General features: G+C 46.2%; 11 protein-coding genes. 4 read left to right on the forward strand and 7 right to left on the reverse strand.

What is annotated here, in order from left to right; all coding sequences use genetic code 11:
• The first annotated feature begins 226 nt into the window (after positions 1-226).
• The 4 genes from AAEO50_RS18675 (at position 227) to AAEO50_RS18690 (ending at position 4,940) form a co-directional block, all read left to right on the forward strand.
• On the forward strand, positions 227-1,126 hold the full coding sequence (locus tag AAEO50_RS18675) for a sugar ABC transporter permease (protein WP_341985850.1): 900 nt from the start codon (positions 227-229) through the stop codon (positions 1,124-1,126).
• Between the two features lie 33 nt (positions 1,127-1,159).
• Entirely contained in the window at positions 1,160-1,978 is an 819-nt protein-coding gene (locus tag AAEO50_RS18680) for a carbohydrate ABC transporter permease (protein ID WP_341985851.1), read from the forward strand.
• A gap of 246 nt (positions 1,979-2,224) precedes the next feature.
• On the forward strand, positions 2,225-3,883 hold the full coding sequence (locus tag AAEO50_RS18685) for an alpha-glucosidase (protein WP_341985852.1): 1,659 nt from the start codon (positions 2,225-2,227) through the stop codon (positions 3,881-3,883).
• 67 nt (positions 3,884-3,950) lie between these two features.
• Entirely contained in the window at positions 3,951-4,940 is a 990-nt protein-coding gene (locus tag AAEO50_RS18690; protein WP_341985853.1) for a LacI family DNA-binding transcriptional regulator, read from the forward strand.
• Positions 4,941-5,001: 61 nt separating this feature from the next.
• Here the strand turns inward: AAEO50_RS18690 and AAEO50_RS18695 are convergent, their stop codons facing one another.
• From AAEO50_RS18695 to AAEO50_RS18725, 7 genes are all read right to left on the reverse strand, one after another.
• Complete coding sequence (locus AAEO50_RS18695) at positions 5,002-5,913, reverse strand: methyl-accepting chemotaxis protein (protein WP_425383229.1); 912 nt, start codon at positions 5,911-5,913, stop codon at positions 5,002-5,004.
• A gap of 297 nt (positions 5,914-6,210) precedes the next feature.
• A complete protein-coding gene (locus tag AAEO50_RS18700) occupies positions 6,211-7,032 on the reverse strand; it encodes a DUF6612 family protein (protein ID WP_341985856.1) in 822 nt (273 codons plus the stop codon).
• A 120-nt stretch (positions 7,033-7,152) separates the two neighbouring features.
• Positions 7,153-7,428 carry a glutaredoxin family protein gene (locus tag AAEO50_RS18705; protein WP_341985857.1) on the reverse strand — a complete coding sequence of 92 codons (276 nt, stop codon included), beginning with the start codon at positions 7,426-7,428 and terminating at the stop codon, positions 7,153-7,155.
• Positions 7,429-7,443: 15 nt separating this feature from the next.
• Positions 7,444-9,900, reverse strand: coding sequence for a heavy metal translocating P-type ATPase (locus AAEO50_RS18710; protein WP_341985858.1), 2,457 nt, complete (start codon positions 9,898-9,900; stop codon positions 7,444-7,446).
• An 18-nt stretch (positions 9,901-9,918) separates the two neighbouring features.
• Positions 9,919-10,134 (reverse strand): copper ion binding protein, encoded by a 216-nt coding sequence (locus AAEO50_RS18715; RefSeq protein WP_341985860.1) that lies wholly within the window; start codon positions 10,132-10,134, stop codon positions 9,919-9,921.
• Between the two features lie 374 nt (positions 10,135-10,508).
• Positions 10,509-10,970: a CopY/TcrY family copper transport repressor gene (locus AAEO50_RS18720; protein WP_341985861.1), complete on the reverse strand. Its 462-nt coding sequence runs from the start codon at positions 10,968-10,970 to the stop codon at positions 10,509-10,511.
• Positions 10,971-11,251: 281 nt separating this feature from the next.
• On the reverse strand, positions 11,252-11,380 hold a 129-nt coding region (locus tag AAEO50_RS18725; RefSeq protein WP_341985864.1), incomplete at its 5' end, for a cold-shock protein.

Raw genomic sequence — 11,380 nt, forward strand, 5'->3', positions numbered from 1 at the left:
GACAAGCATAAGGCGAGTCAGCCGGAAAGGCGGGTTTTGCCTTTTTGGCTGACTTGACTTATGACCTCGAGTCCCAAGCCGCCGGAGCTGGACATCTTTTAAAATTAGTGAAGCATTCGCTGCTATAAGGAAGTAAGTTTGGAGTTACAGGCACATCCTCTAAAGGATTGCCTGAACTCCATTTTTAAAATAACCCTTGCGCGGTGTTTTAGTTAGGTGGGATATCATGAGCAATGGATTAAAAGGTTTCAAAACAAATAAACATCCATACGTGTTTATTGCTCCTGCAGTGATCATTTTGACTGTTTTCAGTATCGTTCCGATCATCGTGGCATTCCTGATCAGCTTTACGGACCTGGATTTGAAGGGACTCGCTGATTGGTCGAATGTGAGCTTCATCGGTATAGAGAACTATTCGAAATTGATTTCGGATGATTTGTTCCATAAGTCGATTTACAATACGCTTTTCTATGTGATCATCGGGGTCCCCCTCGTCATTGTTTTCTCCTTAGGGATCGCCCTTCTGCTCAATTATGGGACAAGCAAGCTGTTCACTGTTTTCCGCGGCGTGTACTATATGCCGTCGATCACGAACATCATCGCAGTGGCTGTCATCTGGGGATTCCTCTATAACACGGAATATGGACTATTCAACTACTTACTATCATTACTGGATGTCGAAAAGATTCCTTGGTTAGGAGAGCCAACGATCGCCAAACTATCGTTGATTGTTTTAGCTGTATGGAAGGGAATCGGGATCAATATGATCATCTTTCTCGCTGCACTTCAGGGCATCCCGAAATCATATTATGAAGCGGCAGAAATGGACGGGGCCAACCGCTGGCAGGTATTGTTCAATGTTACGATTCCATTATTGCGCTACGCGACTTTCTTCGTTACCGTCACGACACTGATCGGCTGGCTGCAATTCTTCGAAGAGCCATTCGTCATGACAAACGGAGGCCCGCTGGATGGAACGATTTCAATGGCATTATTCATTTACCAAAAAGGTTTCCAATTCAGTGAATTCGGCTACGCGGCAGCAGGTTCATTCATCCTGTTCGTGTTCATCATCATCATTACATTGGTTCAATTTAAGATTAGAAAATCTGATACAGAATACTAAGTTATAAAATATACCAGTATCGGAGTTGAAACTATGAAAACATTTAAATTGGAACGGCTCTCTGTCATCATCTTGCTGATTCTCGGCGGTATCATTGTATCCGTTCCTTTCATCTGGATGATCTCAAGTTCATTCAAACCTGAAAGTGAAGTCCTTCAAATTCCGCCGACCTTGATTCCTGAGAATCCGACGCTCGAAAACTATGTCAATCTGTTTGAAAGCATGAACTTCGGCGTCTACTTACGAAACACCTTGATCATTGTCCTATTCTCCTTTGTCGGCCTGTTCTTCAACGCCATGGCCGGCTACGGATTTGCAAAGTATCAATTTAAAGGAAGAGAAAAGATTTTTTACATCGTGCTGGCGACAATGATGATCCCTGCACAAGTAACAATGATTCCTGTTTACTTGATTTTAAATGAAATGGGCCTCACGAATACGATGACAGGGATCGTGCTGCCTGGACTTGCAGCTGCATTCAGTATCTTCCTGTTCAGACAATTCATGACGACGATTCCGACAGATCTGATCGAGGCTGCACGTCTTGACGGTGCCGGGGAATTCTATATCTTCTTCCGGCTGATCGTGCCGATTGCGAAACCGATTTTCGCGGTACAGGGGATCCTGACATTCATCGGTGCCTGGAACAGTTTCTTATGGCCGCTGATCATCGCGAATGATGAGAGTCTATACACACTTTCTGTGGGACTTTCCCTTCTGCAAGGACAGTATGCCAATAACTTTGGATTACAGATGGCAGGCGCTGCATTCATGGTTGTGCCGATCATCATCATCTTCTCGTTTTTCCAGAAATATATTGTGGAAGGATTTACGATGTCGGGGATTAAATAAGGTTTTGAATGGTGTCCGCCTTCATTTCGCTGAGATGAGGCCGGCACCATTTGGTGTCTTTTAGGCCAGATTCAGGCTGGTTTGATTTTTCGGTGCCAGGCACAATGCGGTTGTTATGTGCCTGGTACAAATGGAACGGTTTGTTCCTGGCACAAATTCCAGTTTTTGTGCCAGGAACCACAAACATACACCTTCACTCCCCTCCCCCAAAAACAATTCAAAAGCCAAAGCACATTAGGAGGATCTATGAACAAAAAATGGTGGCACCAATCAACGGTGTATCAAATATATCCGCGCAGTTTTAATGACCATGACGGAGACGGGATCGGGGATATCCCCGGTATCATCGAAAAACTGGATTATCTCGCTTTTTTAGGGATCGATATCATCTGGCTCAGTCCTGTCTATCAATCACCGAATGACGATAATGGATATGACATCAGCGATTATTATGAAATCATGAGTGATTTCGGTACGATGGAAGATATGGACAGGCTGATTGAAGAAGCGCGCAAACGAGACATCCACATTATGATGGATCTCGTCATCAACCATACGTCCGATGAACATCGATGGTTCATTGAATCACGGAAATCCAAGGACAATCCTTACCGGGATTATTATGTATGGAGAGAATCGAGCGACGGACCTCCGAGTGATATCACGTCCGTTTTCAGCGGACCTGCCTGGGAATATGATGAGGAGACCGGTGAGTACTATTTCCATCTTTTCAGCAAAAAGCAGCCGGACCTTAATCTTCACAATAAAGAAGTCAGGAAGCATCTTTATACAATGATGAACTTCTGGCTCGAGAAAGGCGTCAGCGGCTTCCGCATGGATGTGATCGATTTGATCGGGAAAGAGATCGATGAGAACATCCTCACCGACGGACCGAATCTTCATGACTACCTGCAGGAAATGAATCGGGAGGTCCTTTCCACCTATCCGACCATAACCGTCGGCGAAACCCCTTCTGCCACGCCTGAAACAGCAAAACTGTACACGGGTGAAGGACGGGACGAGCTCGATATGGTCTTCACCTTTCAACATATGTCGCTTGATGAAAGAGCAGGAAAAGGGAAATGGGCATTGAAGCCTCTTGACCTGATCGACTTAAAACAAACACTGAGCAAATGGCAGACTGAGCTCCACGGCCAAGGCTGGAACAGCTTGTATTGGAATAATCATGACCAGCCGAGAATCGTCTCCCGATGGGGAAATGAAGGAGAATACCGGGTAGAATCGGCGAAGATGCTTGCCACCCTCCTTCACATGATGCAGGGAACCCCCTATATCTATCAAGGTGAAGAAATCGGGATGATCAATATCGTATTCGATGACATCCGCGACTACCGGGATATCGAAACGATCAATTACTATAACGAAAAAATATCCGAAGGCGTGCCTCATGCAGACATCATGAAATCAATCCATGTAAAAGGCAGGGATAACGCAAGGACCCCCTTCCAATGGGATTCGAATCTTCACGGCGGTTTCACTACCGGTACACCCTGGCTTGAAGTTAATGGAAACTATAAGAATATCAATGCAGAGGACGCAGTCAAAAACGAAGAATCGATTTTCTATCACTATAAAAAGCTGATTCAATTAAGGAAAGAACATGACATCATCGTGTATGGGGAGTATGAACTGATATTGGAAGATCACCCCGAGATATTCGCTTATACGAGAAAATCCGGGAATGAGATCCTCCTTGTGATAGCGAATTTCAACGAGCATGAACCGGCCTTCACACTGCCTTCGGGATTCGATGATAAGGATTGTGAAATACTGATAAGTAACTACAGAGGGACAGCACATCCTTCCGAGTTGAAAAAACTGCGTCCATACGAGGCGGTTGTGTACCTGATACAAAGTGAAAACACTTCCAATTCATTCCAATAATTGTATAATAAAACGTATAGATAACGAAAAAATAAGGTCTGCCTTATTTTAAGAGGATGTGAAACTCATGGCAACCATAAAAGACGTGGCTAAGCTCTCTGGTGTCGCGGTTTCGACCGCTTCCTACGCGCTGAACAACAGCACCAAGGTCAGCGAGGTGACCCGCGAGAAAGTCTTGGCTGCAGCGAAACAATTAAATTACCAAAAAAACGGACTTGCCTCCGACCTGAAACGAACGAGCACAAATACGATCGCATTGATCCTGAGCGACCTGTCGGGACCTTATTACTCTGAATTGATTAAAGGCGTCCAGGATGTCGCTTCAACGAACGGGTATGATTTGATTGCATGCAGTTCAATCGGCGGGGCACAATCCACCGCGGTTAAATTCCTGCGGGAAAAACGGGTCGACGGCGTCATCATCCTTGCCCATAACATCGATGATGAAACGATTCTGGAATCTTCCCGGGAAGGCTTCCCGATTGTGGTCCTTGACCGCAGCATACAAAGTGAGCATGTCGTCCAAATAGAAGTCGACAACGAACATGGTGCTTTCATGGCAACCGAGCACCTGATCGAAAAAGGCAGCCGAGAAATCGCCTACGTGAGCGGCCCTTATAACTCCCATGATAACGAGCTGCGATTCAAAGGCTATAGAGCCGCGCTTCTGAAGCACGGAATCGAGTATCGTCCCAAATGGAAAGTTTCAGGCGGATTCACCAGGGAAGGCGGCTATCAGGCAACGAAGATGATCATTGCTCAAAAGGATGTCCCGCAGGCCATCTTTTATGCGAATGATGAAATGGCGATAGGCGGGATCCAGGCGCTTAATGAAAAGAAGATCTCTGTCCCTGATGATATTTCGATCATCGGGTTCGACGATATCCAGCTTTCAGAATACGTCTCCCCTCCGCTTACCACCATGCGCCAGCCAAAATACGAAGCCGGCGCCCTTGCAGTCCACCTCATCTTCCAGGTGCTGTCAAAGGAAAAAGTCGATCAGAGCTATAAGCTGACGACCGAACTCATTGAACGCAAATCCGTCAAGGACAACTGATCTCAACATAGAAGGCCCGTCCCTCGTCGCTTTAACGCGATGAGGGACGGGCCTTCGATTGTTATAGAATATCTTTAAAGTCCCTCGCCTGCTGGTCCAATAGCCGGGCTGCACTTCCGATCTCCTGGAATGCCGCCACTGCCTGATCATTGAGGAGCTGGTTGTTTGAAATCCCTGACTGTGAGCGGATCGTTCCTTCGCTGACTTTATTGATTTCAACGGTAATCCCCTCGATCCGTGCATTGACTTCACCGATGGATTCCTGCACACGCGTAGCGAGCTTTCTGACTTCACCGGCTACGACGTTGAATCCTCTTCCATGCTCACCGGCACGCGCCGCTTCGATGGCTGCGTTCAATGCAAGGAGATTGGTTTGAGTCGCGATTTCACGGATTGTTTTTACAATCCCCTCAATCGATTTTGCCTGCATTTTAAGAGATTCCATGATTTCAAGATTTTCTTTCGACTCCTCCACGAGCCGCTCGACGGCAAGGCTGGCTTCCTCGCTTCTCTTGATCCCTGCTTCCGCTTTTTCACTGAGTTCTTCAGACATTTGCTGCAACTCGGAAGCGACCTTGACAGTGGCATTTTCACGCTCTGTAATGTCCGTTGCCACTTTCACCACTCCGACAACCTTCCCTCCATCGTCATAGACCGGCGTGTATGTAGCTTCAAGCCAGATGAGATTTCCTTGTTTCGTCACACGTTGAATCTTTTCCTGAAAACTATTCCCGTTCCGCAGATTCCTCCAAAGCTGTTGATATTCCCTGCTATCAGCAAAATCCGGTGTGCAGAATTGCTTGTGGCTCATCCCCGGGAGCTCACTCACACTGTATTTAACGGTTTTGGCGAAATTCTCATTCGCCCATAAAACATTTCCGTTCGGGTCGAATTGAATCATGGCCAATGACCGTTCGATCGCGGCCACTACCTGACCCGGTTCAAAGCCCTGTAATTTTTCAGTTGTTAGCATTGTGTTCATGCTCATCCTCTTTTCGTGATATATCATCCTGTTTGTATGAAAAAGCTCCTACTTGATTGTAACCCTTCAAGCGTACATCTTAGTTTTTCACCAATACGTTTATCATAAGACTATCGTACTATCCTTATCGTTGAATCACAATTTTGAACTCTCTATTCCGAAAGTTATTTTTATATAAAACCTCTTTTAAATACCGCTGTTGACTTCCGTGCAAGACTTCGCTTTCCGCGGGCGGCCGGTGAGCCTCCTATAAAAAAAGCGTGCGGGGCCGCCACACGCTTTTGATCACTATTCAACCTGCATTGCTGAATCATCCATTTCAACAGCGCCCTCTCTTACTTCTGCGGGAATCGTAATGTCATCAACCTCATTGATTTTCGAATAGCTTCCCTTCATCTTCTGGACCGATTGCACCTTCTCCCCTTCAATCTCCATGTCGAAATCCATATCGACCGTAAAATTCACCGGGTGGTACGTCTTTTTGTCAATTTCATAGGTATAACTCAATTTGTTCACTTTCAAGCCTTCCAGCAGTTCCTTCGGCATAATTCCTTCAGGCATCGTGGATTCTACCGTCTCTTCTACTAAACTTTGATATTCTTCACCCGAAGCGGAGAAAGAGATCAGGTAGTGACCCTCTTTTTCTTCCACTTTCACATCTTTGATATATTCCTTTAATTGCTTAAGCTGCTCAGTTGCATCCGCTTGGTTCTTACTCATTTCCACGATGGAATCCGATAGTTCCTTCGGCGCTGACTGCCATTGATTACTCATTGAATCCTTCGTGTAAAGTCCCTCTTCCGTAAAATAGGTTTCCGCTTCGATTGGCATTCCCATCATCGTCATTTCTGTCGTCTGATACATACCAAGAGGTTCCGTCACGTAATCCATCTCAATCGTCGACGACTGGTTCACTTCCCCGGCATCCTCAGCAGCAGGGATGATATCCTGTTCCATTTCCATCTTCACGTGAAAGCTTTTCATCTTTTCTGACGCAGAAATAGAAGAATTGATAATCTCTTCCACATCTTTTCCGCTCGTTGTCGTTCCACATGCGGTCAATCCGATTGTCAGAAGTACCGCCGATCCAAGTCCAAGTAGTTTTTTCATGATTTCCCCCTCATGTTCTTGTTCTACTACTATATACGGACAAACATGGAGAAGGTTTCAACTTTTTTCTCAGAAAAAAGACCCTCAACCAACGTTGAAGGTCTGCCGTATTACGAATGCTCAGCTCAATAATTCTTCAATTTCCACTCGATTATTTTCAAAGCCGATCAGGTTCTTCTCGAATTTCTTCTTACCCAATAGACCTTTTTTGTAAAAAACAAAGGAGGGAACGATGCGGGAACCCGCTATTTCGATTAATTCCTTCTCCAACGCCTCATCCTCGCCGACATTTTTATGCACGTAATCGATGTCGTGCTCTGCCAGGTAGTCTTTGGCCGCCTGGCAGTCGGAGCAGGTGGGCCTTGTATAGAGTTCTAATGTCAGATCTTTACTCATACTCTGAAACACTCCTTACGTGCTTGATGGTTTAAATCCTTTAAGGCGAAGGGCATTCAGCAATACAGATACGGAACTGAAACTCATAGCGGCACCAGCGATCATCGGATTCAGCAAGGGGCCTCCGAACAGGTAGAGTATTCCCATGGCGACCGGGATTCCAAGTATATTATAGGCAAATGCCCAGAACAGGTTTTGTTTGATGTTCCGGATGGTCGCCTTGCTTAGTTCGACGGCCGTCGGAACGTCCATCAGGTCGCTTCTCATCAGGACGATATCGGCTGATTCCATGGCGACGTCCGTCCCGGATCCTATGGCGATTCCGATGTCAGCCTGCGCAAGTGCCGGGGCGTCGTTGATGCCATCCCCGACCATGGCGACTTTTCTTCCTTCATCCTGAAGTTTTTTGACTTCATTTGCTTTGTCTTCTGGAAGGACTTCACTCAGTATCCGGTCGATGCCTACCTGGCCTGCGATGGCTTCAGCGGTGCGCTTGTTGTCTCCGGTGATCATCGCCACTTCAAGCCCCATTTGATGGAGCTTTTCAATCGCCTTGAAACTCGTTTCCTTTACGGTGTCAGCGACCGCGATGATGCCGGCGATTTCTTCTTCAACCGCAATGTACATCGGCGTTTTCCCTTCCGAAGCCAATCGGTTTGCTGTATCTTCCAAGTCCCCTGGATCAACACCATTTTCACCCATGAGTTTGAGGTTTCCAAGCAACAGATCTTTGCCGTCAACCGTCACTTCAAGCCCTTGACCCGTGATGGCATCAAAGAAACTTGTTTTAAGAAGGGGGAGTCCTTTTTCCTCAGCTGCCCTGACGATCGCTTCACCAAGCGGATGCTCAGATCCTTTTTCAGCTGAAGCGGCAAGGATCAACAGCTCTTCGTCAGAGAAACCTTCAACCGTCACGATATCTGTTACGACAGGCTTCCCTTCCGTGATCGTCCCTGTTTTATCAAACACGATCGTGTCTATCTTGTGTGTCGTTTCGAGTGCACCGCCGCTTTTAATGAGCACGCCGTTTTCAGCACCCTTGCCGGTACCGACCATTATTGCCGTCGGGGTCGCGAGTCCAAGAGCACAAGGGCAGGCGATGACAAGGATGGAAATCGCAATCGTGAATGCGAAGAGACCTGTTTCCCCTCCAAAATACCAGGCGAGACCCGTTAAGATGGCAAGCCCTATGACGATCGGCACAAAATACCCGGAAATGATATCGGCCATTTTGGCAATCGGCGCTTTTGAACCTTGTGCATCTTCTACAAGTTTGATGATTTGGGACAGAGCCGTATCCTTTCCGACCTTGGTCGCTTCATAGCGGATCGTTCCGTTTTTATTGATGCTCGCACCGATGATGGAAGATCCGGTCTTCTTTTCAACCGGAATGCTTTCACCTGTCAGCATCGATTCGTCAACAGAAGTGGTTCCTTCGACCACGATACCGTCAACCGGCATCTTTTCACCAGGTTTTACGATGATGATTTCGCCTACTTCGACTTCCTCAATGGAAATCTCGACTTCTTTCCCGTCCCTGAAGACGGTCGCTGTTTTAGGGGCCAGCCCCATAAGCTTCTTGATAGCTTCCGAAGTTTTCCCTTTTGAAAGGGCTTCGAAATACTTTCCTAATGTAATCAACGTCAGGATGACTGCCGCTGATTCGTAATAAAGATCCTGCGCGTAGCTTTCATTACCCAAAACGATAAAGATCGACGCAATTAAGCTGTAAACGAATGCGGCACTTGTACCAAGCGCCACCAATGAATCCATATTGGGATGACGCTTGATCAGTGTCTTGAAGCCTACAGTGAAAAATGGCTTCCCCATCACCATCACCGGGATTGTCAGCACGAGCTGAATGAGCGCGAATCCAATCGGATTCATCATCGGATCGATCGCTTGGGGCAGCGGCATACCGAACATATGACCCATCGAAACGAGCAGGAGCGGGACCGTGAAGACAGCTGAAACCCAGAAGCGCTTCCACATATGCTTGATATGCTGCTCCTTTTTTTCCCTGTCTTCATCTACCGCATCCACAGCGTCGACATCTTCGTGGGCTTCATATCCTGCATCGGATACCGCCTTTTTGATATCCGCTGTCGATAGTACTGAAGGGTCATATTGAATGACCATTTTTTCCGTTGCCATATTGACGGTTGATTCCTTGACTCCATCAAGTTTACTTGTTGCTTTTTCCACTGACTGCACACATGAAGCACAAGTCATGCCGGATACCGTGAATGTTTTCTTTTCCATTTCAGAGACGGCTTTGTATCCTGCATCATCTACAGCGTTTTTTATCTCATCCAGTGTGATTTCATTTTCATCAAATCGTATATTCAGTTTCTCAGTTGCCAGATTCACATTGGCTTCCTGAACACCTGACAGTTTCGCTGTCGCTTTTTCAACTGTCTGCGAACACGACGCACATGTCATCCCTTCGATGCTTAACGTTTTTTCCGTCATCGTGTGAGACCACCTTTTCTATTTGATTGGCTCTGATTCGTACCCTGCTTCAGTAACCGCTTTGCTTAAGCTCTCAGGAGATTGCTTAGCTTCGTCGTACTTTACTTTTGCGGATGCATTCTCAAGATCGACTTTTGCTTTTTCCACTCCGTCAAGTTCATTAAGTGTTGTTTCTACTTTCTTCACGCAGTTTCCACAAGTCATACCTGATACTTTCAATAATGTTTTTTCCATGTTTAAACACTCCTTAAGTTTGTTTGAATTTTGAACGCCGCTGTTTATTTCCGTGGAAGACTTCTCTTTCCGCGGGTAGCCCGTGAGCCTCCTCAGTCGTACCTCCCTGCGGGAAGAAAAGCGGAGGGGCTTTGCTCAGAGGCGGGTGGCATAGGGCGAATCGGCCACGAAGGCGTTCTTTGCCTTCTTGGACGAGTTGACTTATGACATGTGCCTCTAAGCCCCGCAGCTGGACAGGTCTCTCATCAGCTACTATTCCCGCAGGAGTCTTCGTCTTCCACTCCAATAAACAGCTAGAACTGACTATAATCTACATAGCAAAATGTCAGACTTGATTGCTGTATCTATCAACACCCAAAGAAAGAACTCTTTAATTAATGCTGGCAGTTCATGCCGTGATCTTTTTTGCAGGTGCACTGGCCGGGAACGCAGTTGCATGCGATTTCGTCGACAGCTTCTTGTTTCTTGTTTTGTAGAACTTCTTCAAGCAAGACGATGTCCTCATGACTGAGAGTTGCCTCCCCAATTAAATCAGCAATCGTCTTGCCGACTGCACGGCTGCAGATATGGGTGAATAATCCTGCCTTCAAAGTCTTAAGGCTTTCTTCCTCGGTGACCGCAGCCGTGTAGATGAACCGGTTTCCGGTCTTTTCTGTATGAAGCATGCCTTTTTTCACCAGTCTCCCAATAAACGTCTTGGTCGTCGCCGGTTTCCACTCTTTTTTTTCTTCAAGGACTTTACTGATTTCTTTACTGGTCACCTCTTTAAGCGTCCAGACGACCCTCATGACTTCCCATTCGGAATCCGTGATTTCCGGCTTTTCTTCATTGGGCAAAAGATACCACCTCCAAATTCGTTTACATTTGTAATCAACTTATATTTAGAGTTTACAACTGTAATCGATTTTAGTCAATTATTTGTTTTTATTTTTTTTAAAAAAAGGCATCTGCCCATCCGTCCTTACTATTCTGTACCACTGGCGGTATATTATAAACTGCATGGAAAATGCATAATTCCAGTGGAAAAAGCTGCGCTGGAACGCCGGTCAGCACTTCGTTGTAGTTGGAAGCAAAAAAAAAGGACCCTCGAATGAGAGTCCTTTTTCAGCAAAAGCGATTATGCTTTAACTACGTTAGTCGCTTGAAGTCCACGTTGACCTTGTTCAGTGTCAAACGTTACTTTTTGACCTTCGTCTAAAGATTTAAATCCTTCGCCTTGGATAGCTGAGAAATGTACGAATACATC

It is taken from the genome of Rossellomorea oryzaecorticis (assembly GCF_038405515.1).
In the GTDB taxonomy this organism is placed as follows: Bacteria; Bacillota; Bacilli; order Bacillales; family Bacillaceae_B; genus Rossellomorea; species Rossellomorea oryzaecorticis_A.

What these genes read in the sequence shown, in the direction of transcription:
- AAEO50_RS18675 (WP_341985850.1), top strand. Translation starts at nt 227, where the DNA reads ATGAGCAATGGATTAAAAGGTTTCAAAACAAATAAACATCCATACGTG.
- AAEO50_RS18680 (WP_341985851.1), top strand. Translation starts at nt 1,160, where the DNA reads ATGAAAACATTTAAATTGGAACGGCTCTCTGTCATCATCTTGCTGATT.
- AAEO50_RS18685 (WP_341985852.1), top strand. Translation starts at nt 2,225, where the DNA reads ATGAACAAAAAATGGTGGCACCAATCAACGGTGTATCAAATATATCCG.
- AAEO50_RS18690 (WP_341985853.1), top strand. Translation starts at nt 3,951, where the DNA reads ATGGCAACCATAAAAGACGTGGCTAAGCTCTCTGGTGTCGCGGTTTCG.
- AAEO50_RS18695 (WP_425383229.1), bottom strand. Translation starts at nt 5,913, where the DNA reads ATGCTAACAACTGAAAAATTACAGGGCTTTGAACCGGGTCAGGTAGTG.
- AAEO50_RS18700 (WP_341985856.1), bottom strand. Translation starts at nt 7,032, where the DNA reads ATGAAAAAACTACTTGGACTTGGATCGGCGGTACTTCTGACAATCGGA.
- AAEO50_RS18705 (WP_341985857.1), bottom strand. Translation starts at nt 7,428, where the DNA reads ATGAGTAAAGATCTGACATTAGAACTCTATACAAGGCCCACCTGCTCC.
- AAEO50_RS18710 (WP_341985858.1), bottom strand. Translation starts at nt 9,900, where the DNA reads ATGACGGAAAAAACGTTAAGCATCGAAGGGATGACATGTGCGTCGTGT.
- AAEO50_RS18715 (WP_341985860.1), bottom strand. Translation starts at nt 10,134, where the DNA reads ATGGAAAAAACATTATTGAAAGTATCAGGTATGACTTGTGGAAACTGC.